Origin of the sequence: Nocardia sp. NPDC056952, assembly GCF_042674185.1 — a bacterium.
Lineage (GTDB): Bacteria > Actinomycetota > Actinomycetes > Mycobacteriales > Mycobacteriaceae > Nocardia.
Map to the genome: position 1 here is coordinate 709,636 of NZ_JBHURA010000001.1, position 22,241 is coordinate 731,876.

Here is a 22,241-nt window from a genome sequence, read left to right on the forward strand (position 1 = left end):
GCCGGTGAGGGGCCCGCGTCGCTCTCCGGCGCGGTCCCCTCCTGCCCCTGCTCGGTCACGGGATACGGCTGTCCGCGGGCACGTGTGGGCGGCTACCGATCCGCTTGACGTAACTGGTGATGTTGTCGACGGTCTCGGCCAGCGAGTCGCCGCCGAACTTCTCCAGCGCGGCCTGCGCCAGCACCAGGGCCACCATCGACTCCGCGACCACGGCCGCCGCGGGCACCGCGCACACGTCCGAGCGCTGGTGGATGGCGACGGCTTCCTCCCCGCTGGACATGTCGACCGTCGACAGCGCGCGCGGCACGGTCGAGATCGGTTTCATGGCGGCGCGCACCCGCAGTGCCTCGCCGTTGGTCATGCCGCCTTCGAGGCCACCCGCGCGGTTGGTCGAGCGCAGGACGCCGTCGGGGCCGGGACGCATCTCGTCGTGGGCCTGGCTGCCGCGTCGGCGCGCGGTCTCGAACCCGTCGCCCACCTCGACACCCTTGATCGCCTGGATACCCATGAGGGCGGCGGCCAGGCGCGAATCCAGACGCTGCTCACCGCTGACGAACGAGCCGAGCCCGATGGGCAGGCCGTCCACGATCACCTCGACGACGCCGCCGAGGGTGTCGCCGTCCTTCTTGGCCGCTTCGATCTCGGCGATCATGGCCGCCTCGGCGTCGGCGTCGAACGCCCGCACGGGGCTGGCGTCGATCGCGTCGAGATCGGCCGGGCCCGGCGTGATACCGGTGGTGTTGGCGGCGGTGCCGATCGACACCACATGCGAGATGACCTCGACACCGAAGGCCTGACGCAGGAAGTTGCGCGCGAGTGTGCCGGCTGCGACCCGAGCCGCGGTCTCCCGGGCGCTGGCCCGCTCGAGCACCGGACGGGCATCGTCGAAGCCGTACTTGAGCATCCCGGAGTAATCGGCGTGACCGGGGCGCGGGCGGGTGAGCGGCGCGTTACGCGCCATTCCCGCGAGTTCGGTCTCGTCGATCGGATCGGCCGACATCACTTCGGTCCACTTGGGCCACTCGGAGTTGGCGATCTCGATCGCGATCGGTCCACCCATGGTGCGGCCGTGGCGAACGCCACCGACCAGGGTGACCTTGTCGGCCTCGAATTTCATCCGGGCGCCGCGCCCGTAACCGAGCCGGCGGCGGGCGAGCTGTGCGGAGACATCGTCCGATGTCACCTCGACTCCGGCGACCATCCCTTCCAGGAGGGCGACGAGAGCGGGACCATGGGATTCTCCGGCAGTTATCCAGCGCAACACGCCGACTATCTTCCCATGTCGACACGTGTAGTCGGGAACGCGGGCCGACGTGACGAGCGGCACGTCGGCGCCGAGCCGGGCCGCGCGGTGGCGGCCGCCGCCCTGATCCGGCCGAACCGGCCTGTTCCGGACCGCCGGCAACACCCCGTGCCCGGGATCGTCTCGGCGCGTCGCGCCGCCGGTCATGCCAGTGCCATCGCGGTGACGGTGGCCAGGCACATCGCGGGGCCGTGTGGCACCAGCCGTCGTGCCGGTGCCGCGCGCACCTGCCGCGGACCACGACCCAGCACCGTACGCAGCCGATCACCGCCGAGCAGCACCACCGCGGCCGCGGCGGTGAGCAGTGGTGCGGCCAGCGCGGCCCACACCCAGGCGGGTGGTCCGGCGATCGCCGCGGCAGCTCCGAGCGACACCGCGAGCTTCACATCACCCGCGCCGAGTGCGGCCGGGGAGAGCAGGTGGGTGATCAGATACGGCATCGTCAACAGTGCGGCCCCGATCACCGCGGTCTCCAATTCCCCTGTCGAGAAGGCGAACAGGAACACCGCGGCCGCACCCACGCCGGTCAGCGCGTTGGGAAGGCGACGGACATGGATGTCGATGACACCCAGCAGCAGGCACCAGGCGATGAGGCAACAGAACGCGGCAGTGGTCATGGGATCGATCGTGCTGGGCCGCGACCGCCGAAAGTGGGCCGTACCCGAGAATGTGGATAACGTCCGCGCATGTGAACAATGCCGTATCCACCTCGCCCACCGACACGAAATCCTGGGCATCGCGTGCCGACGTGTCGGCCGTCGGGCGGTAGCGTTGACCCATGTGTGCTGACTACACGGCTCCCGATTACGCGGCCCGGCGCGGTGCCCTGCGGAGCCTGCTGGTGGAAAACGGTGTCGACGCGTTGCTGGTGACCGATCTGGTCAACATCCGGTACCTGACCGGCTTCACCGGATCCAATGCCGTTGTGCTGGTGCATTCGTGGGATATGCGCGGAGCCGAGGACCGCACCGTCATCGGTACCGACGGCCGGTACTCCGCTCAGGTCGCCGAACAGGTCCCCGATCTGCAGGCCGAGATCTGCCGGGCCACCGCGCGCCGCGTTCTCGAGCTGACCGGGGAATGGCAGCTCGGTCGCGTCGGCTTCGAGAGCCACGTGGTGACCGTCGATCAGCACACCTCGTTCCAGGAACTGCGCACCGGGCTGCAACTCGTCCCCACCTCGGGTCTGGTCGAACAGCTGCGCATGGTCAAGGATCCCTACGAGGTCGACCAGCTCGGCGCGGCGTGCACGGCAGCCGACAAGGCGCTGGCCACTCTGCTCGAGCGGGGCCTGCTGCGTCCGGGCCGCACCGAGAGGCAGGTCGCCCGCGACCTCGAATGGGCGATGTTCGAGCACGGTGCCGACGCGATCTCGTTCGAGACGATCGTCGCCGCGGGCGCCCATTCGGCCATCCCGCACCACCGGCCGACCGGCGCCGTCCTGGCCACCGGCGACTTCGTGAAGTTCGATTTCGGCGCGGTGGTCAACGGCTACCACTCCGACATGACCCGCACCCTGGTCCTGGGGCCCCCCGCCGACTGGCAGCGGGAGATCTACGAACTGGTCGCCCGCTCGCAACGCGCGGGCACCGAGGCGCTCAAACCCGGCGCGCAGACCAGCGAGGTCGACGCGGCGGCCCGGATGATCATCGAAGAAGCGGGGTACGGCCCGCAGTTCGTGCACGGTCTCGGTCACGGCGTCGGGCTGCAGATCCATGAAGCACCCGGAGTGGCGAAAACGAGTACCGGTACACTTTTGGCTGGTGTGGCGGTGACCGTCGAACCTGGTGTATACCTTCCCGGCCGCGGCGGGGTCCGGATCGAGGACACGCTCGTGGTGCGCGAAGCGGGCCCGGAACTGCTCACCCGCACCAGCAAGGACTTGATCGTCGTCGACTGACGTCGGCGCGCAGAACGCAGTAACCCCCAGTACGCAGTAATACGAACGAGGAGATCCGAGGACAGTGGCGGACACCAGCGACTTCAAGAACGGCCTTGTGCTGAAGATCGACGGTCAGCTCCAGCAGATCATCGAATTCCAGCACGTGAAGCCGGGCAAAGGCCCCGCGTTCGTGCGGACCAAGCTGAAGAACGTCGTGTCCGGCAAGGTTGTCGACAAGACCTTCAACGCGGGTGTCAAGGTCGAGACCGCGACCGTCGACCGTCGCGACATGACCTACCTGTACCACGACGGCACCGACTACATCTTCATGGACGGTGACACCTACGACCAGATCTCCATCCCGGAGGCCACCATCGGTGACGGTGCCCGCTTCCTGCTGGAGAACATGGGCGTGCAGGTCGCCGTGCACGAGGACGCGCCGCTGTTCGTGGAGCTTCCCGTCACCATCGAGCTGGTCGTGCAGCACACCGACATCGGCCTGCAGGGCGACCGCTCCACCGGCGGCACCAAGCCCGCCACCCTGGAGACCGGCGCCGAGGTTGCCGTTCCGCTGTTCATCAACACCGGTGACAAGCTGAAAATCGACTCGCGCGACGGCAGCTACCTCGGCCGCGTCAACGGCTGATCGTGACCGACTCCCCGGCAGACAAGAAGGGCTCGTTCAAGAAGCTCGGCGCGCGCCACAAGGCGCGCCGCCGGGCCGTGGACCTGCTGTTCGAAGCGGAGGCGCGCGATGTCGACGTCTCCGTGCTGCTCTCGGATCGCGCTGAGCTGGCGACCCGCGACCAGAGCGTGGCCCCCGTGCACGCCTACACCACCACCCTCGTCGAGGGCGTCGCCGACGATCTCGACCGGGTCGACGGCACCATCGAGGGCTACCTCCAGGACTGGACCCTGCAGCGGCTGCCCGCGGTCGACCGGGCCATTCTGCGGATCGCGGTGTGGGAACTGTTCCACGCCACCGATGTGCCCCCGGTCGTCGCGGTCGACGAGGCAGTCGAGCTGGCCAAGGAACTGTCCACCGACGACTCCCCGTCGTTCGTGAACGGCGTGCTCGGCCAGGTCGTGCAGGTGGCGCCGCAGGTCCGCGCCGCCGCGGCCGCGACGGCCGCCACGAAGGCCGCGCGCGGCGAGTCGGAGTCCTGAGGCGTGGCGCGCAAGTACCTCGTGATGGCCGAACGCACCCCGGCGTTCGACGCCTCGGTGATCGAACCGCACCGCAGCTTCCTGCAGGAACTGCTCGCTGAGGGTCAGCTCCAGGAAAGCGGCGGCTTCACCGACGGCACCGGCGGCGCCTATGTCATCCTGGCCGAAAGTCTCACCGCCGCAACGACAATCGCCCACTCCGACCCGCTGCACACCACCGGCGCCTCGGACCTGACGATCCACGAATGGGAAATCACCGTTTCGGCGTGAATCCCGTTCGCGCAGCCGCACGTTCCGAGTGAACGTGCGGCTGTTGTCGTCTTACCGCCGCGGATCTCGCACACCACCCGACGGGGCGGGACGCGACGATCGCGGGGCGGCAGTTTCGTGATCGGGGGTGCGAATCACGGTGTCGTGCAGGAGGATGCGTAGTGAGATAGTCGCGGCTGCGTACGGCCGCTGCAGTGGGGGAGAAGATGGGCGACAACCAGGCGCTGAGCAGCCGGCACATGACGAGGGCGCAATATCTCTGGGCCGCACTGGGTCTTGTGATGATCGGCGTCAGCTTGATTTCGGCACGGGGGAACATCGGCCACGTCTTCAAGGCGGAACCGGATTTCCTGCTCGGTCTGTCCTTGTCGATCAGCACGATCTTCTTCACCAAGGCGTTCTCTCGTTCGGGGATCGCGTCGGCAGTCCACCACATCCACGAACCGAGCGACCCCAATGTCGCTGCGGCACTGGATATCGCAGTCGGTCAGCGACTGCACGCCATGGGGCTGCACGAGAACATCGCACTGCTCAGCCGCGACATCGCGGTGGCGGGCAAGCGGATCAACGAGTTCTACGATCTGCAGGCGATGGATCCACGGTTTCACGCGACCGCGCCTCTGCTGCGTGTGGCGCTCACCGATATCGACGACGCGCTGGCGATTGTGAGCCGGGTCGCCGAGCGAATCGGAACAGCCGAGGTCAATCAGGTCTATCGCATTCCGGACGCGATGAAATCGCACCTCAACGATGCGCTGCGCGACGTCAGAGAAGCCTCGGCACGCCGCAACGAATCGTACGAGTCGCTGCGTGCTCAGATCGCGGGTGTGGCGGTCGACGACCTCTGGGGCGTCTTCGCGGTGCTCACCTCCGACACCCTCAAGGCGCAGCGCGATCTGGAATCGCTGGCGAGCAGGACTGTTCAGACAGTGCCCGCCGATCGGATCGCCGTCCTGCAGGGTTATCTCGATGCCTCATTGCTGCGTCTGGACAACGTGACCGAACTGATCCGTGAGCGCGGCCTCGCGGAGCCGCACACCCTGCAGATCGTGGGCCAGGACCTGCGGCGAGCTCAGGTGAAACTCGCTCGCGCACTGCAACTCGGCACCGATGAGCACGCGACCGGCGAGCAGCCTGCCGGTGAGTCGGCATCCAGCGAGCAGCCGACCACAGAACCGGGCCCCGCGGCACCGTAGAGGTGACACCCGGGAAGAGTCCGACGGCCTCCGCCGGTGGGTGTACGAGGAAACCGGCGGAGGCGCGACCGTCGCTGGGTAGGCGCGGTGTCGGGTTGTGCTCGGGGCACGAGGTGAATCCTGCTACCTCGAGTGCGCTCGAGGTCAAGCGGTTCAGCGGGGGGCGTGGACCAGTGGGGCGAGGAAGCCGGTGAGCTGGGCTGTCGAGGGTTGGCCGAGGCGGCGGCCGAGGTAGTCGGGGGCGTCGGCGGCTGCCCGGCAGCGGTCCTGGTCGGTGTTGGCCGGGTTGTCGGAATAGCGTTCGCCGAGCATGGTGGCCTTGGCGACCTCGCGTCCGGTGTGGAGTTCGTAGACGACGATCTCGTAGGTGGCGCGGAAGAGGTTGACGGTGCGCCCCACCGGTGCGCCGGGGGAGGGGCCGTACTGGCAGGTCTGCACGAGGTCGCGCAGTTCCAGCTGCTTCATGCAGGCGATGAGCTGCACGGTCGACGGGTCGTCCGGGTTCCACGCGGTCGGATCGTCCGGGTGGACCATGGTCGTGAGGTCACCGGACAGATAGATCGGGCGCGCGCCGTCGCGCTCATAGGGCGCGGCGTTCGGGAACGGCTTCTTGTCCTCGCCACACATCCGGTCGTAGTCCGACATCTCGAATCGGCTCGCCTGCACTGCCGCGATCGCGAAGAACCCGGCTCCGAACAGCGCGATGAACAGCAGCAAGGCGACACCGGGCCCGACCCGCAGGCCCCGCCTGGGCGTACTCCGCTCCCGAACGGGACGGTTGTGCCACCGCTCGCGCAGTGATGGGCCGTTCCCGCGCCGCCACGACCGCCACCTGTCCGAGAGGGTCGGCTGTCGCGTCGTTCGGTCGTGTTCGACCCAATCGGACCAGTGCTCCGGGTGTTGCTGGGGAGCTGGGGTTTCCGGGGAACGATACGACGGTGCGACGGCGGGGGTGTACGCCTGTGCAGGGGTACTCCGCGATTCGGCCTCGCGGGTCGACCCGGCGGCACCGACCATGGCAGCAGCGCCCAACGCGGCCGCTGTACCGACCGCGGGAACCGACTCGGCAGTCGGGCTTTCGTCGGCACCAGCAGGTGCGCCCGCAGGGGCCACCTCGCCCCCGGGCGTGGGTTCGTGGCGTTCGATGGTCGGTGGATCGTCGATCGCACCCGATTCATTGCCGGCGACGGATTTGCTCAGCGAGACAGTGCTTTCGGACTGACCGTCCGATGATTCGGCTACTTCGCCGGGTGCGGGCTCGTCCAGGTCGATCGTGTCGTCGTCGAAAGTCTCAGCGCGTGTGGCGCTTTCGCTCTCCGGAGCAGTGCCCTCGGCGGTTGGCTCACGCTCAGGGGTGTCGTCCCGGGACGAGTCCAGTTCGGCACTGTCGGGGGGCGAAGTCTCGTCAGTCACCTGTTCGGCGGGTTCGGCGTCGGTTGTCGGCTCGTCGGGTGGTCCGATCGCTGTGGCCGATAACGCCGCGTCGTCGGACTCGTCGACCTGCGCGCTGGTGAAACCGTCACTCGAAGAGGGGGATTCCGTTTCGCCTTCAGCGCGGGCCGACGTCGGATCCTCGGGGCGAACCGCCGTAGGGGGACGATGGGCGAGTCTGTCGATCGCGGCGAGAAATGCGGGTGTAGATGCGCGAGCCGAACCGGTCGACGCCGCAGGGGAACTCGGTGCGGTGCCGGAATCAGCTGCCCCCGAGGGGGAGCCGAGCTCCACAGCGGTCGGGGCGATGGGCCGGGAAGTGGCCGCCGGGTCGAGAGCAGCCGGAAAGCCCTGTGCTGTCAGTTCATCGGGGGAAGGCAACAGATGGCCCAGGTTCAACGCACCGAATACCCGGGTGACGTCATCGATGCTGAGCCGGACCGTGCGCCCGCTCTCGGCCTGGAAATAGTCGTGCAGCGCGCCGGCGTCGTCGCGATCGATCAGCACCGCGCGGTACCCGTCGGCGATCCTGGTTTCCTCGATGGTGATCTCGGCGCCGGGCTGGGCGACCAGCGCGATCACCGCGTTCACCCAGCCGAAGATTCCGGATTGCTGCAGCAGGCTCTTGGCCGCGAACACCTGTCGGCGCACCTGGACGAACGGGTTCGGCACCCGGACGGCGTGATAGAGCGCGGCCGGTTCGCCGTCGATGGTCCACGGCCCGTTCGGTGGGGTGGCGAGGGTGCCTTCCTGGCGGGCGGTGAATCCCTTCACCTCCACGATGGTCACGCTCTGCGGCGTGCACACCAACGCGTCGACCTCGACCGACCCGCCCCGGCTCTCCGGTACGTGACAGCGGAACACGGCGACGCCACCCGCCCGAAACGCCTGGTCACGGAGTGCCGCGCCGACGATCTGTTCCGCGCCTTCGAGTTCGCTCTCGTCCGCGACAACGACGATCACCACGACCCCCTGTGCACCTGACTGCGGACTGCTACCAGGATACGGCCTCCACTAGCCGTATCGAAACCGAATCCTGTTGCTGAGCAACGGCTTCGGCAATGTCGATTACCGATCTCACCACGGCGGCCCCGGGTTTCGTCTGCCCGCCGGTTCCGCACCGACCGGCCGAACCCATTCCACCGGCGGCTTCGTGATCTGACCTGCGACCAAGACGAGGCCGGTCGGCCGGTCTACCGCGATGAATCCGAAGGGGCGGTCGATGTTCACCGATGTGATCGTCGACCATGTCTTCTGCGGAATGCTGCCGAGGCGCATTGCCACGGCCGTGACGGCAGCCGCTTCGAAGCCTTCGGCGTCGAAGCGTGCGATGACGTCCTGACCCGCGGCATCCAGCGCCAGCGGATCCGCTGTGAGTCCGGCGAAATGGGAACCGGGAACGTTCATCGAGGCGGACAGGCCGAACATCGCAGCATGGCAGGCGAGGTCGTGCTTGTTCGCCACTTCGAACGGTGGCAATTTCAGCACCACGGAGTCGCCACCGCCGAAGGTCTCCCGTCGACTCACCGACAGGCAGGGTGCCGTCGTGCCGACAGGCAGATCTGTCCGCACGTCGACGGTCCCGTCCAGAGCTGCGAGGCCAATGGCCAGACCGTGCCGCGGATTCGCGCCGATCAGCAGGTGCACGTCGAGTTCGCCCTTGCCGGTGACGATCACCCGGGTCACTTCGTCGTCGAGTACCGACACGCTGCCGTCGGGATGGCTCGTGCGGTACAGGCCGGGTCCCCGATGTCCTTGCCACGGACCGGTTTCCGGTGTGTAGAGGATCTCGTCGAACGCCTGCACCCAGCGGGTGCGTGCCATCAGCGCGGTCGCCAGCGCGAGCGCCGTGTCCGAGGTGATCGGCACCGGAAATTTCTTGATCAACCCCCGGGTCTGCTCGTTCGCCCACGCATCGAGTGCTGCCGGATCGCCCAGCTCCCCGACCGTCCCGGCGGGCATACTGCGAACCCACTCCTCGCGCAGGGTCAGCCCCGGCCGAACCCACGCCCCGATCGCTGTCGATACCTCCCGCGAAGTATCCAGCGATTTCAGCATGTCCAGCCCCGCCGAATGGGCCTGCTCCGCCGGAACCCCCACCGCCGCGGCGAGCTCATCCCTCGCCTGTCCGGAAGCAGCCCCCGCCAACACGGCGAGTAGTGGCCACAATCCGGCCCCCGACACCACCGCGTCCCCGCTCCCGAATGTTTCGCACCACCGCCCCGTCAGCGCATTCGATGCCCGCACATGCGGCAGAAGTGAACTCCCCATCCCCGGATCCTACGACCAGCCACCGACAATCCGCCACGTCGCCGAATTCCGTCAGCCCCGGACGATCCCCAGCCAGACATAGTCCCTGGCCCGCGTGACCGCGACGAACTGCTGGCGCATGATCAAATCCTGACGCTCCCGTTCGGCGTCGGTACCCGGCGGCGCCGGCTCGACGAACGGATGGATCACCGCGCGGAAATCCAACCCCTTCGCGCGATAGACCGTGCCGACCTTGACGCCGCTGTCGGTGTCGGCGCAGCGGTACTCGACGAGCTCCTGCGCGGCGATTCCCCAGCGGCGCAATAGGCGGAGCACGGCTTCCGCTTCGGCGTTGGTGATGGTGATGATCGCGGTGTCCGACAGCGAGATGCCCTGGGCGACAATATTGTCCAGCTGGCGACGAATGTGACTGTGCAGCTCGGCCTGCGCGCAGTACTGCCGTCCGGCGTAGCCGTCGGGAAGGGCGGCGTCGGTGAGATCGAGGCTCTGCCGTTCGCTGGTATCGAGGTCCTCGACGGGTCGTGCGCCCGGCAGGCTCGCCGCGAGTCGCAGGACCTCCCGGCGGTTGCGGTAGTTCTTGGTGAGCTTCTCGCTGCGCCCGACGATATTGACTTCGGCATCGACGAATCGCCAGCCGCCCGCGTAGATCTGCTGCTGGCGGTCGCCGACGAACAGCAGAGAGTTGGGTTCGTCGCCGGTCAGCGCGTGAACCAGCCGCACGCTCTGCACGGTCATGTCCTGCATTTCGTCGACGACGACCATCGCGTACGGCTGCCGGAGGGGACGCGCGCGCAGTTCGTCGAGCGCTGCGGTGATGACATCGTTTCCGTCGAAGCATCCCCACTCGGTCCGGTACGCCTCATAGGCCTGGTACAGCTCCCACACGTGTCGGCGCTGACCGGTACGCAACGACACTCGGCGACCACGCCGATCCACCTCGGCATAGGCGGTGAACCCGGCGTCGTCGCAGGCGAGTCCACGCCCCTTGATCACCCGATCGACTTCCTCGCGCCAGTAGGGGAGCGCGGGCGAGATCTCCGCCAGTGGGCCCGCCCTGCCGACTCGCCCCCACGCGAGGTTGAAGGCTGTGTCGGCCCGCTTGAGTTCCATTCTCATCGGAATCCCGCGCTCGGTCAGGAACGCCTGCGCCCACGCGTGCAGGTTCGTGAACTCCGCCCGCCCGGCCGCATCGGGCAGCAACCGCGCGAACGCCGACTCCTGGCACGGCGGCAGGTTCTTCACCAACGTGGTGAACAGCAGCGGCCCGGTGCTGCGGCGGGCACGATGTGCCATCCGGTGTAGCGCCAGTACTGTTTTCCCCGACCCCGCCGGACCCACGATCCGTGCCGGACCGTTGTGATTGCGGGTTACCAACGCGAGCTGGGCGGGATCGAGGAAAGCCAGCCAGGTCGGGAACGGCTTGGCCAGCGCACCGGCAAGGTGGTCGGTATGTAGCGTTTCCACCTCCAGCAGGCCGTCTGTCTCGGCGGGCGGCTGCGCGGGGGCGAGCCGGGCGATCGGACGATAGTCGCGATGGCGCTGGGCGGTGTGCTCGGCGAGGTCGCCGGCCAACCGTGCGGGCATCACCGATCGCCGGCCCATCAGTGTGCGCACCGTCGCGTCGGTGACGACCACGAACCGGCCATCGCCGCCGGCACGTCGGCCCGGCGGCAGAACGAACACCAACTCGACTGTCTCCCGGACGAACTCATGGCGATTCGGTCCGATCGACACACCGGCAAACAGCTGTTCGGCCTGTGCGCGCAGCCGCCGCACCTGGTCGTCGTCCGGCAGCTCGTCGACCACGGCGAGCGCGAACACTCCACCGGGCCCGATGAGCAGCGCGTCACACCGACCAGTCGGAGCGGGCTGGGTCCGGTACACCGACAGCCGCCATCGCTGTCTACCCGCCAACAGCAACGCTGTGTAGACGCCACGCAAACGCCCGGTCAGCCCGACGACGCTCTGCGCGAGCGCCTCTTCCGCGCGCAGACGCAGGAATTCCTCATCATTACCGGACGTCATCTCGGCCACCCCCGCTTGGTCCGTAAAACTCCGTTCTTTCGAGTATCGGTGAATTACCAAGCAACAGAAAGTGTTTCGACCGAATCAGTCCAACGGACGTGGTCGGGTCACCGGACCCCGCGGGGGCGGAACTGGATGCTGATGCGGGGTCCGACGGGGCGTGCGGTCTTGGGGACCGCGTGTTCCCAGGTGCGCTGACATGCCCCGCCCATCACCAGGAGATCCCCGTGCCCGGCCGTGAACCGTACGCTCGCGCCACCGCCGCGCGGGCGTAGCAGCAGAGAGCGCGGCGCTCCGACCGAGACGATCGCGACCATCGTGTCGTGGGTGGCGCCGCGGCCGATCGTGTCGCCGTGCCAGGCGACGCTGTCGCGTCCGTCGCGGTAGAAACACAGCCCGGCCGTGCGGAACGGTTCACCGAGTTCCGCCGCGTAATGCGCGGTCAATGCCGCCCGCGCATCGACCAGAATGTGATCGGGGAGCGGGTCGTTCTCCCCGAAGAACGACACCAGCCGTGGCACGTCCACGACCCGGTCGTACATCGGCCTGCGTTCGGCGTGCCAGGGGACGCGTTCGGCCAGTCGATCGAACAGCCGGCTCGCGCCGCTCAGCCAGCCTGGCAGCACATCGACCCAGCTGGTCGCGTCGAGTGGGGTGCGCCGGATCGCCTCGATGGAACCCAGGGCAATCGCATCACCGTCGAACAGTGAACCTTGCAGGGGCAGCGACATGAGCGCCAGTCTACAACGTGTTCGAATGTATGTTCGATAGACGGCTCGTGGTGAGAGTGTCGTTCAGCGGAGTTCTTCGACCAGCCCGATGAGGACGCCGTCGGGGCCGCGCACGTAGGCGTAGCGGCAGATGTCTTCGTAGCGGGCGACCGTGCCCACGAGTTCGGCGCCGCGGGCGCGCAGGCGGTCGAGGACGTTCTCGACATCGTCGACGACGAATGTCAGGCGTGGGATGCCGGGGATGTTCACCGGCGCGTTCGGTGCGGCCAGGGTGGTCGTCGGCGAGCGGAAGGTCGAGAGCTCGACCCGGCTGTGGCCGTCGGGTGTCCGAACGACGGCCATGTCGGCTCGGACGCCCGTCAATCCGAGCAGGTCGTCTGCCCATTGCCCCCCGACTGTCGCTTCGCCCTCCAGCTCCAGGCCCAGTTCTACGAAGAACGCGACAGCAGCCGCGAGATCTTCGACCACGATGCCGACATGATCCATCCGGTGGACCGTCATGATGTTCTCCTCGGGTTCGTTGCGGCTCATTCTGGCCGGATCGTATTTTCGGACGCGCTGACGCTCGTCGTCTCGAGGCCCGTTCGGCTCTCGTATCCCTGGGACGGAGCCGCCCGAGCATTCTCGACATCCCCGGCGCATGAAGTGTCAGATCTTTCGCACAGAGCATCACGACGGCTCGGAAGCCCGGTCGACCGAGTCCGCCGAGGGCACTGTCGGCCGCCAGGTGTCGATCCCGGCAGCGGGCTCAGTCCTGCCAGCCGCTCGTGTCGAGAACCGTGTCCCACGTGTACGGCACCAATTCCGGATGACGCAGCCGGAGGATCTCGCCCGGCAGCGAGCCCGGCGGTGCCTTGCGCGGGTCGCCGACCGCCTGACGTTCGATGATGTCGGTGAGGGCCCGTGTACCGCCGAGGCGTGGATAGGAGGCGTGGACCAGGTCCGCGAATCCCGGGGGCAGATCATCGGGGCCGCCGCCGACGTCGAGGCCGATGCCGGTGACCGCGATCCAGATGGCGGCGGGTCGACGACGGCGGTACACGGGTGAGTCGCTGAGACCGGTCGTGTGCGCGGCGATGGCGTCCCAGATGATGTCGACGCGCTCATCGTCGATGCCCTGCGCTTCGAGGAACTCGGCCGCGAAATCCGCGCCGTCGATCTCGAATCGCTGTGTGCCATCGGCACGTTCGGACAGGCCGATGTCGTGCAGCGCGCAGATGAGGTACATGAGCTCCTCGTCGTAGTCCGCGCCGGGCCGCAGGCCGTGCTCGGCGGCGTGGGCGCGTCCGAACAGGAACCCGCGAATGCTGTGATGGCACACCGATGTTTCGAGGGCCTCCTTGATCAGTCGGTGGGTGTCGATCGCGAGTGGTGTGGACGGTAGTGCCAGCGAGTCGATGCCGAATGTGGTCTGTGACATGAGGTTTGCTCCTATCGGCGTGCCCGGGTTGCGTGATGCCCATCAACCTTCAGGTTGGTTGAAGCATACGCTGAGTTTCAAGGAGGCTGAAGGTTCATGGCCGCAACAGCACGGTGCCGAAAGCGGTCCTGTCCTCCAGCATTCGGTGCGCCCGCGCGGCGTCGGCGAGGGGGAGGATCGCGTCGATCACGGGTGTCAGCAGGCCCTGTGCTGTCGCCGTGAGTGCTGCCGATCGCTGCCGGGCGACTTCGCCGAGCCAGGCGGTGCCCGCGCAGCCGGTGAGCGTGAGTCCGCGCAGGATCAGCTCGGTGGCACCCAGCTGTGCGGGTGCGCCGTCGAGCCAGCCGTAGCTGAGGATTCGGCCACCCAGTGGCGTGATCAGGTCGAGCAGCGGCGTCAGCGATGCGCCCCCGATGGAATCGAACACGACGTCGACCGTGCCGTCCGCGAGGAGATCGGCCAGCTGATCCGCCCAGTCGGGCGCGGTGTGATCGAGCACCTCGTGCGCGCCGCTGTCGCGCGCGAGCCGGGCCTTCTGTTCCCCGCCCGCGGTACCGATGACGCGCACGCCCGCGGCGGCGCACAGCTGAGTGAGGCAGCTGCCGACACCGGTGGCCGTCGCTTCGACCAGGACGGTCTCGCCCGCTGCGACACCCGCCGTCCGCATCAGCGCCAGTGCCACCGACCCCGGCATGAGGATCGCGGCAGCGTGCTCGGTGGTCAGGTCGGCAGGGATCGGTGTCACCGAATCGGCGTCGGCGACAACGAGTTCGGCGTAGGCGCCGAACCCGCTGGTCGACGCGACCACCCGGGCGCCCAGCAATTCCCGATCGACGCCCGCGCCGATATCGATCACCGTGCCCGCCGCCTGGAACCCGAAGACCTCGGGCAGCGGTGCGGGAAATGGAAACGCGCCAGCGCGAACCTTGGTCTCCGGGTAGAGCACCGGCACCACCTCGGTCCGGAGGACGACCTGCCCGTCGCCCGGGCGAGGGTCGCCGACCTCGCGCACCACCAGAACGTCGGGTGTGCCGGTCCGGGTCATTACGATTGCCTGCATCAGAACTCCATAAGTTGACTGTCGGTCCAGATATTTCGAACGATATGGACCGTCGGTCAACTTGTCAACGGATCGGCGGGTGCCGAGAAAGCGGGTGCGATGACCGACCGACGTCCCACCGAACGCGCCGACGCCGCGCGCAACCGTCGAGCGATCCTCGATGCCACCGCCGCGCTGCTGGCCGAACACGGCGCGGCCGGGGTGACGATGGATCGGGTGGCCGCGGCGGCGGGCGTCGGAAAGGGCACCATCTTCCACCGGTTCGGCAGCCGCGCGGGCCTGCTCTACGAGCTCGTCGCCGAGGGCGCCGTCGCGTTGATGGCGGCGGTGTCGAGCGGCCCACCGCCACTGGGACCGGGCGCACCGGCGACCGACCGGCTACTCGCGTTCTTCGACGCGATGACGTGCATGGTCACCGACGACGTGGAACTGATCGCGGCCTATCAGGCGATGCCGCCACATCCGCGCAGCGCCGAATTCCACACGTTCTGGGCGCAGCACATCGGCACGCTCCTGCGCGAGGTCCGTCCCGATATCGACGCCGACACCGTGGGCGCGCTGTTGTTGTCGACGGTCGGCGGGGAACTCGCACAGCAACTGGCCAGGGCGGGCGAGGTCGACCGTTTGCGTGCGGCGGTCGCGGAATTGGTGCGTTCGGTGCTGCGCACCTCCTGAACGCCCCGTGCCGGAGCCGTCACCGCCGTGCTGCCGGCGGTAGTGGCCGACGCGGAAGCTGCACGGTGACGCGCAGTCCGCCGGCCGGACGCGGATCGAGTGCGAGGGTTCCACCGTGTGCTGCGGTGATGCTGTTGACGATCGCCAGGCCCAGGCCGATGCCCGCGTGGTCGGCGCGAACGCGTTCGGTGCCGCGCTGAAACGGCTCGACCAGTGTGGAAACCACCATGGGGTGCAGGACCGGGCCCGTGTTCTCGACGGTGAGCACCACCGTCTCGGGGCGCAGTCCGGTCGTGACCCACACGATGCCGCCTGCGGGCAGATTGTGGACGATCGCGTTGTGCACGAGATTCGTCGTCAGCTGCAACAGCAGGGCGTGGGAGCCGATGGTGGGGGTCACCTCGCCCGAGGTCTCCAGGATCACGCCATGTTCTTCGGCGAGGGCGAGCAGCGTTTCGGCGGCTTGTTCCGCGAGCAGGGAAAGGTCGACGTGTTCCCGGGTGAAAGACCGCTGATCGGCGCGGCTGAGCAGCAGCAATGCCTCGGTGAGGTCGATCGCCCGGGAGTTGACGGCGTGGAGGCGGTCGACCAGTTCGCCGGTGTCGTGGGTGCGGTCGTCGCGGGCCACGTCGAGCAGGGTCTGGGTGATCGCCAGCGGCGTGCGCAGTTCGTGGGAGGCGTTGGCGGCGAAGCGGCGCTGTTCGTTGACGTGTGCTTCCAGCCGGGCGAACATCACGTCGAAGGCGTCGGCGAGTTCGCGGAACTCGTCGCTGCGGCCCGGCAGCCGGATTCGGTGGGCGAGTGAGCCATTCGCGGCCGTCCGGGTGGCGGCGGTGATGCGGGTCAGCGGGGTGAGCATCCAACCGGCGAGAAACCATCCGCCCACCAGGCCGATCGCCAGCAGGAATGCCATCACGATGGTCACGAACGGCGCGAAGGAGCGCAGCAGCATGCCGCGATCGATCCAGAAATCGCCGCTGCTGGTGTAGATCCAGCCCTCGGGCAGGTACCACAGGTAATAGACACCCACGGCGGCGATGAGCAGCGAACCCACGACCATGATGAAGCCGGCGTAGCTGAGGGTGAGTTTGAGGCGAACACTCAATCCGGGCGCCCTACCCACGGTCTCGCCCGTCGCTGATGCGGTACCCGACACCGGCCACGGTGGCGATGACCCACGGTTCGCCCAGGCGTTTGCGTAGCGCGGAGACGGTGATACGCACCGCGTTGGTGAACGGGTCCGCGTTCTCGTCCCACGCCCGTTCCAGGAGTTCCTCGGCGCTCACGACACCGCCTTCGGCGGCGATGAGCACTTCGAGCACCGCGAACTGCTTCCGGGTCAGAGCGATGTAGCGGCCGTCGCGGTAGACCTCCCGGCGGAACGCGTCCAGACGCAGCCCGGCGATCTCGCGCACTGGTGGCCGGTTGTGCGCGCGCCTGCGGTCGAGCGCTCTGAGCCGGAGGACGAGTTCGCGGAGTTCGAACGGCTTGGTGAGGTAGTCGTCGGCGCCGAGCCCGAAACCGCTCGCCTTGTCGTCGAGCCGATCGGCGGCGGTGAGCATCAGGATCGGCAGACCGCTACCGGAGGCGACGATGTGTTCGGCGATCTCGTCACCGGAGGGACCCGGGATGTCACGGTCCAGGACGGCGATGTCGTAGGTGTTGACGCTCAGCAGCTCCAGCGCGGCATCGCCGTCACCCGCGATGTCGGCGGCGATCGCGTCCAGGCGCAGGCCATCGCGAATGGCGTCCGCCAGATAGGGTTCGTCCTCGACGATCAGTACACGCATAGACGCTCGATTCTCCCAGCCGGGGGATATCGTCGGCGTATCCGAAAGCGCATACGCGTCGGCAACACCATGCTGCCTTGACTGAGGGGCATGAACCACCGTGAACCGGCGATCCGCCGTCTCCGATCGACCGCCCTCGCCGCCGTTGTCATCGTCAGTGCGGCGTCTGTCGGTGTCCTCGTCTACCAGTCGTTGCCGACCATGTCCACGGTCGCACGATCCATCGACACCTTGGTCGGCGGCCACCGCGGTCCGCCCGGCGCGACGCTCTTCGACGACGGGAATCCGTCCGTGGGCAACCTCGACTCCGATCTGCTCGCCGCCCTGCGCGCCGCTGCCGCCGATGCCGCGGACGACGGGGTCGAGCTCGTCGTCAACAGTGGCTGGCGGTCGCCGGAATACCAGGAACAGCTGCTGCGCGAGGCAGTCTCGAAATACGGCTCGGAAACCGAAGCCGCTCGGTGGGTGGCAACCCCTTCCACGTCCGCTCACGTAGCGGGCGAGGCGGTCGATATCGGGCCGACCGACGGCGCGGCGTGGCTGTCCGCGCACGGCGCCGCCTACGGGTTGTGCCAGATCTACGCGAACGAACCCTGGCATTACGAACTTCGCTCCGACGCGGGGGAACTCGGCTGTCCGCCCCTGTACGCCGACCCGACCCACGATCCGAGGATGCAGCAGTGATCACGACAGCGTCGGCCCCCGTCGCAGCACGGGCCGGTCGGCCTGTGCCGACCCAGATCGTCCTCCGATTCTCCATCATCTATTTCGGCCTGCTCTGCCTGCTCCTGACCTATATCCCGTTCGCGCTGCTCGGCATCCTCGGCCGGTGGATTCGCGAATACCCGGGGCCGTGGAACATGCCCATCACCGACCCCGTCACCGGGCCGGTCGGTCGAGCGGTCTTCGGGGTCGACGCTGAGTTACACCAGGACTCCGGAGCGGGCGACCAGACCGCCGTCTGGGTACTGGTGTTCTGTCTGCTGGTCGTCGCGGCGACGGGCGCCGCGGTATGGACAGCCGTCGACCGTCGTCCCGTACCCGCCCGCGCGCTCGCCTGGTTCTCGCAGTTCCTGCGGCTGGCTCTGGGCGGGCAGATGATCGGGTTCGGGTTCGCCAAACTGATCCCTACCCAGATGCCGGCCCCCGGACTGGCTCAGCTGTTGCGGCCGTACGGCGAGATGAGCCCCGCCTCGGTGTTGTGGCTGCAGGTCGGCAGCTCGTATCCGTACGAGATGGCTCTCGGCGGGGTGGAAGTGGTGGCGGGGCTGCTGCTGTTCGTGTCCAGGACCGCAGTGCTCGGCGCCGCGTTGACACTGGCGAGTACCGCGCAGATTCTCCTGCTGAACATGACGTTCGACATACCGGAGAAACTGCTCGCCGCGCACCTGCTGCTGATCAGCGTGTTCCTGCTCGCTCCGTACCTGCGGCGCCTGACTGATGTCTTCGTGCGGGAACGCGCATGCGCGCCACTGACCCAGCCCGCGCTGTTCACCGACGCCAGGAAGAACCGACTCGCGATCTGGGCGGTGGCGGCGTTGGGCCTGTGGGTCGCGCTGGGAAGCGGCTACGACCGCTGGGTGGTCTGGCACGAACAATCCGGTGCCGCGAGCCCCAAATCCGCGCTGTACGGAATCTGGGAGGTGCGGGATTTCACCGTCGACGGGCTGCCGATCCCGCCGCTGACCACCGACGAGACACGGTGGCAGCGACTGGTTTTCGATGACCCGCAGCAAGCCGCTTACCAGCGGATGAACGGCGAACTGGTACCCGCGCACGCCCACTTCCGCCCCGACGGACACGTGGAGCTCACCTCGATGAACGCCATGGGCACGGTCGACCCCGGACCACCGTTCGCGACACTGTCCTGCGAGAAACCCACCCCGGACCGACTGCTGCTACGCGGAATACTGCACGACCGCCCGATCACGATCACCCTGGACCGCAAGGACCCCGACACCTTCACCTTGCGCAGCCGCGGATTCCACTGGGTCCAGGACTATGTGTACTTCCGCTAACGGGACAGGCTGTCCCCGTGCGGCTTTCGCTAGAATACGTCGCGGCCCTGCGATGCCGGACCCGTGGCGCGTGGGTGTTCGCGCCGAGGCGGCCGACGATCGGCGCACTCGGGGGAGGGGGTGAGACAGTGCGGCAATTCGTCAGCGGTGCCATCGGTCTACTGATGGTCGGCGCGTTACTGGTCTTCTTCCTCGGCTTCGTCCCGATAGTCGTCGGGGTGATCAAGTTGCTCGAGGACCCGGCCGCGGCTCCGATGTGCGGTGACAGGCCGATGGAACGAGGGACCGTCTGCATCGAGTCCTCCCGCACCGGCACCAGCAGCACGCCATACCGGGAGGTGCTGCGCCAACAGCGTGACAGCCACGAGATCGGGATCGGTCTGGTGAAGGGCGGCGGCGCGATGATCGGCGGAAGCCTCGTCGTCGTCTTCGCCGGCGCCTACGTGGGCGGTGTGCTGGACGCCAGATGGGCTGCCACGCAGTCGTCCCGGCGGCGTCCCCGAGCTGAAACCTTTCGACGCATACCGGCGCCGACCTCGTCGGCTGCGATCGTCGACCCAGCTGCCGAGGAGCCGAGCCCCACCCCCGCCGATTCCCGCCGGGGCGACACCATGGCGGAATTCGGACGACAGTGTGAGCGTCGAGGTGACGTCACCGAGGCTGAGAGCTGGTATCGCCAAGGCGCCGGCCTCGGCAGTGCTTCGGCCATGAACAGGCTGGGTCGCCTGCTGCACGATCGCAACGCCGCGCAGCGTTTGTTCTCGCGCTTGCTGCACCGTACTGCCACCGCGAACCGCGCAGCCGAAGCCCTGCACTGGTTCCTCGAAGCCGCCGAGGCTGGCGACACCGACGCGATGGCCGCACTCGGCGCGCTGTTCGACGAGGACGGACAGCACGAGGAGGCCGAGCGGTGGTATCGCCGAGCCATCGACGCCGGTGACCGCAGCACCATGAACAACCTCGGGATGCTGCTCTTCGACCGAGGTGACTACGCGGAAGCCGAACGCTGGTGGCGGCGTGCCGCCGCCGCGGGCAGCGCGGCGGCGCGGCAAAACCTGCAGCGGTTACCGCACCGGACCCTCGCCCCGGCCGACCGCCGCGCGTCCCCACCCACGCGGACTGCCACGCCCCGACCCACTCCCGTGCTGCCGGACAACTACCAGACACTGCTCGCCATGGTGATGGGCGATCACGCCTCCGCCGAGGGTCTGATCGAATTCGAACAGCGACAACTGCCTGATGCGAACCGCGAGAGCTGGATTCGGCAGGCCATCACACGACTGCGGCATGACCGTCAGCGCTGAGGTCGTCGAGGCCGTTCGCAGCGGATCATCGGAGTCGGGATCTCCTTGCCCCTTCTAACTTATAGCTCACCCTGGGGCTTGCGGCAAGGCCCCGGTGGTGCTGCAGAATCGCTGGGCAATGCAGGGACCAGCCACATTCGGGAGTGACCAGATGCAAGAGATGACCACCGACGTGATCGTTGTCGGGGCTGGGCCGGCCGGGTTGATGCTCGCGGGGGAATTGGGGCGGGCCGGGGTGCGTCCGCTGGTGCTCGAACGTCGTGAACAGCCGGGCACCGCGCAGAAGGCCAGTGGTCTCGGCGGGCGGATTCTGGACGTGCTGCGCTATCGAGGACTGCTCGACCGGATGACGGCGGTCAGCGGCGACCCGAGTCCGAAACCGATCTTCCCCTTCGGCGGGGTGTACCTGGACTTCACCGGCCTCGACGAAACTCCGATGCACGCCATGGCGATTCCGCAGGCGCGGGTCGAGGAACTGCTCGCCGAGGACGCCGTCGACCTAGGTGCCGAGATCCGGCGCGGACACGAAGTGGTCGCGGTGGCCCAGGACGACGACGCGGTGATCGCGGAAGTGAACGGGCCGGACGGACCGTACCGGGTGCGCGCCCGCTACCTGGTCGGCTGCGATGGCGGCCGCAGCCGGATTCGCGAACTGGCGGGAATCGGGTTCCCCGGCAGCACCTATCCGGAGGTCAACCGGCTGGCCGTGGTCGCCGTGCACGAGTCAGTGACCGTGCTCGACGACGGCGGCCTCGAGGTGCCCGGTTTCGGCCGGATCGATCCGGGCTTCACCCACACCGACACCGGGGTGTTCGCGCTGGGACGGGTCAGCTCCGAGGACCGCGTGATGTTCTTCCAGACCACCGAGAACGACGACGCCGAATACGACAACGACGAACCACTGACCATGGCCGAACTCGGCCACAGCGTCCGGCGTGTGCTGGGCGCGGAGGTTCCGCTCGGCGCGCCGACTCGCTTGTCGCGCTACCAGTTCCAGGACCGCCAGGCCGAAAACTACCGTGTGGGTAGGGTTTTCCTGGCCGGTGACGCGGCCCACCTGCTGCCCGCCACCGGTGCCGCGATGAATCTCGGCATGACCGATTCGGTGAACCTGGCCTGGAAGCTGGCCGCGGACATCCACGGTTGGGCACCGGCCGGCCTGCTCGACACCTACCACGACGAACGCCACTTCGCCGGTGGTCGCGCACTGCTGCAGACCCGCGCCCAGGCGGCACTTCGCCAGGGTCAGGACCCTGCCGCCGAGGCGCTGCGCACGGTATTCCAGGAACTGCTCTCCGACGAACCCGCGCTGCGCCGTATGGGAGCCCTCGTCGCGGGCACCGATCTGCGCTACCCGGTACCCGGAACCCCTTCGCTTACTGGCACTTTCGCTCCCGACCTGAGCCTGCACACCGACCAGGGCACCACCGCCGTCGCCGAGATCATGCGCGCCGCGCGACCGGTCTTCCTCGACCTGGCCGACCGTGCCGACCTGCGGGAGATCGTCGGGGAGTGGGCGCAGCGCGTCGACATCCACAGGGCCAAGACCGGCGATCGTCCCGCCGACGCACTCCTGATCCGCCCCGACGGTCACATCGCCTGGGCGGCGACGATCGACGAGGCGCCGGACACCGCCGCAGCTGATCTGCGCGCGGCGCTGACCAGGTGGTTCGGCGTCCGGTAGTCGCGCGAACGCGA

Annotated in this window: 21 protein-coding genes; 10 read left to right on the forward strand and 11 right to left on the reverse strand. The window is 68.0% G+C overall.

Going from position 1 to position 22,241, the window contains the following annotated elements; all coding sequences use genetic code 11:
* Positions 1 to 55 precede the first annotated feature (55 nt).
* On the reverse strand, positions 56 to 1,264 hold the full coding sequence (gene aroC / locus ACFTS5_RS03085) for a chorismate synthase (protein WP_378626977.1): 1,209 nt from the start codon (positions 1,262 to 1,264) through the stop codon (positions 56 to 58).
* A gap of 182 nt (positions 1,265 to 1,446) precedes the next feature.
* The gene (locus ACFTS5_RS03090; RefSeq protein WP_378626978.1) at positions 1,447 to 1,920 is read right to left on the reverse strand and encodes a prepilin peptidase; all 474 of its coding nucleotides are present in this window, start codon (positions 1,918 to 1,920) and stop codon (positions 1,447 to 1,449) included.
* Positions 1,921 to 2,081: 161 nt separating this feature from the next.
* Here ACFTS5_RS03090 and ACFTS5_RS03095 point away from each other — a divergent pair, with 161 nt between their 5' ends.
* The 5 genes from ACFTS5_RS03095 to ACFTS5_RS03115 all read left to right on the forward strand — a co-directional run bounded on the left by ACFTS5_RS03095 (position 2,082) and on the right by ACFTS5_RS03115 (position 5,818).
* Positions 2,082 to 3,203 (forward strand): M24 family metallopeptidase, encoded by a 1,122-nt coding sequence (locus tag ACFTS5_RS03095; RefSeq protein ID WP_378626980.1) that lies wholly within the window; start codon positions 2,082 to 2,084, stop codon positions 3,201 to 3,203.
* Between the two features lie 64 nt (positions 3,204 to 3,267).
* Positions 3,268 to 3,831 carry an elongation factor P gene (gene efp / locus ACFTS5_RS03100; protein WP_067452307.1) on the forward strand — a complete coding sequence of 188 codons (564 nt, stop codon included), beginning with the start codon at positions 3,268 to 3,270 and terminating at the stop codon, positions 3,829 to 3,831.
* 2 nt (positions 3,832 to 3,833) lie between these two features.
* On the forward strand, positions 3,834 to 4,352 hold the full coding sequence (nusB, locus tag ACFTS5_RS03105) for a transcription antitermination factor NusB (protein ID WP_378626982.1): 519 nt from the start codon (positions 3,834 to 3,836) through the stop codon (positions 4,350 to 4,352).
* Between the two features lie 3 nt (positions 4,353 to 4,355).
* Positions 4,356 to 4,622: a YciI family protein gene (locus ACFTS5_RS03110; RefSeq protein ID WP_378626984.1), complete on the forward strand. Its 267-nt coding sequence runs from the start codon at positions 4,356 to 4,358 to the stop codon at positions 4,620 to 4,622.
* A gap of 206 nt (positions 4,623 to 4,828) precedes the next feature.
* Entirely contained in the window at positions 4,829 to 5,818 is a 990-nt protein-coding gene (locus ACFTS5_RS03115; protein WP_378626986.1) for a hypothetical protein, read from the forward strand.
* A gap of 153 nt (positions 5,819 to 5,971) precedes the next feature.
* On the opposite strand, the gene ACFTS5_RS03120 is transcribed toward ACFTS5_RS03115, so the two are convergent.
* The 7 genes from ACFTS5_RS03120 to ACFTS5_RS03150 all read right to left on the reverse strand — a co-directional run bounded on the left by ACFTS5_RS03120 (position 5,972) and on the right by ACFTS5_RS03150 (position 14,756).
* A complete protein-coding gene (locus ACFTS5_RS03120) occupies positions 5,972 to 8,215 on the reverse strand; it encodes an NERD domain-containing protein (protein ID WP_378626987.1) in 2,244 nt (747 codons plus the stop codon).
* A 111-nt stretch (positions 8,216 to 8,326) separates the two neighbouring features.
* Positions 8,327 to 9,520, reverse strand: a complete 1,194-nt coding sequence (locus tag ACFTS5_RS03125) for a serpin family protein (RefSeq protein WP_378626988.1) — start codon at positions 9,518 to 9,520, stop codon at positions 8,327 to 8,329.
* A 51-nt stretch (positions 9,521 to 9,571) separates the two neighbouring features.
* Positions 9,572 to 11,545: a UvrD-helicase domain-containing protein gene (locus tag ACFTS5_RS03130; RefSeq protein ID WP_378626990.1), complete on the reverse strand. Its 1,974-nt coding sequence runs from the start codon at positions 11,543 to 11,545 to the stop codon at positions 9,572 to 9,574.
* 107 nt (positions 11,546 to 11,652) lie between these two features.
* Positions 11,653 to 12,276 carry an alpha-ketoglutarate-dependent dioxygenase AlkB gene (locus ACFTS5_RS03135; protein ID WP_378626992.1) on the reverse strand — a complete coding sequence of 208 codons (624 nt, stop codon included), beginning with the start codon at positions 12,274 to 12,276 and terminating at the stop codon, positions 11,653 to 11,655.
* Between the two features lie 63 nt (positions 12,277 to 12,339).
* The gene (locus ACFTS5_RS03140) at positions 12,340 to 12,777 is read right to left on the reverse strand and encodes a VOC family protein (protein ID WP_378628308.1); all 438 of its coding nucleotides are present in this window, start codon (positions 12,775 to 12,777) and stop codon (positions 12,340 to 12,342) included.
* A gap of 247 nt (positions 12,778 to 13,024) precedes the next feature.
* On the reverse strand, positions 13,025 to 13,696 hold the full coding sequence (locus ACFTS5_RS03145; protein WP_378626993.1) for an HD domain-containing protein: 672 nt from the start codon (positions 13,694 to 13,696) through the stop codon (positions 13,025 to 13,027).
* 94 nt (positions 13,697 to 13,790) lie between these two features.
* On the reverse strand, positions 13,791 to 14,756 hold the full coding sequence (locus tag ACFTS5_RS03150) for a zinc-binding alcohol dehydrogenase family protein (protein ID WP_378626994.1): 966 nt from the start codon (positions 14,754 to 14,756) through the stop codon (positions 13,791 to 13,793).
* A 99-nt stretch (positions 14,757 to 14,855) separates the two neighbouring features.
* Here ACFTS5_RS03150 and ACFTS5_RS03155 point away from each other — a divergent pair, with 99 nt between their 5' ends.
* On the forward strand, positions 14,856 to 15,431 hold the full coding sequence (locus tag ACFTS5_RS03155; protein WP_378626995.1) for a TetR/AcrR family transcriptional regulator: 576 nt from the start codon (positions 14,856 to 14,858) through the stop codon (positions 15,429 to 15,431).
* A 19-nt stretch (positions 15,432 to 15,450) separates the two neighbouring features.
* On the opposite strand, the gene ACFTS5_RS03160 is transcribed toward ACFTS5_RS03155, so the two are convergent.
* A complete protein-coding gene (locus ACFTS5_RS03160; protein ID WP_378626997.1) occupies positions 15,451 to 16,536 on the reverse strand; it encodes a sensor histidine kinase in 1,086 nt (361 codons plus the stop codon).
* Between the two features lie 10 nt (positions 16,537 to 16,546).
* Positions 16,547 to 17,221, reverse strand: a complete 675-nt coding sequence (locus ACFTS5_RS03165; RefSeq protein WP_378626999.1) for a response regulator transcription factor — start codon at positions 17,219 to 17,221, stop codon at positions 16,547 to 16,549.
* A 90-nt stretch (positions 17,222 to 17,311) separates the two neighbouring features.
* Here ACFTS5_RS03165 and ACFTS5_RS03170 point away from each other — a divergent pair, with 90 nt between their 5' ends.
* The 4 genes from ACFTS5_RS03170 (at position 17,312) to ACFTS5_RS03185 (ending at position 22,227) form a co-directional block, all read left to right on the forward strand.
* On the forward strand, positions 17,312 to 17,905 hold the full coding sequence (locus tag ACFTS5_RS03170; protein ID WP_378627001.1) for a M15 family metallopeptidase: 594 nt from the start codon (positions 17,312 to 17,314) through the stop codon (positions 17,903 to 17,905).
* Positions 17,905 to 19,239: a DoxX family protein gene (locus tag ACFTS5_RS03175; RefSeq protein ID WP_378628309.1), complete on the forward strand. Its 1,335-nt coding sequence runs from the start codon at positions 17,905 to 17,907 to the stop codon at positions 19,237 to 19,239. Before ACFTS5_RS03170 ends, ACFTS5_RS03175 begins: the two co-directional genes overlap by 1 nt.
* A gap of 128 nt (positions 19,240 to 19,367) precedes the next feature.
* Positions 19,368 to 20,543 (forward strand): tetratricopeptide repeat protein, encoded by a 1,176-nt coding sequence (locus tag ACFTS5_RS03180; protein ID WP_378627003.1) that lies wholly within the window; start codon positions 19,368 to 19,370, stop codon positions 20,541 to 20,543.
* 151 nt (positions 20,544 to 20,694) lie between these two features.
* Complete coding sequence (locus ACFTS5_RS03185; RefSeq protein ID WP_378627005.1) at positions 20,695 to 22,227, forward strand: FAD-dependent monooxygenase; 1,533 nt, start codon at positions 20,695 to 20,697, stop codon at positions 22,225 to 22,227.
* Positions 22,228 to 22,241: the final 14 nt, after the last annotated feature.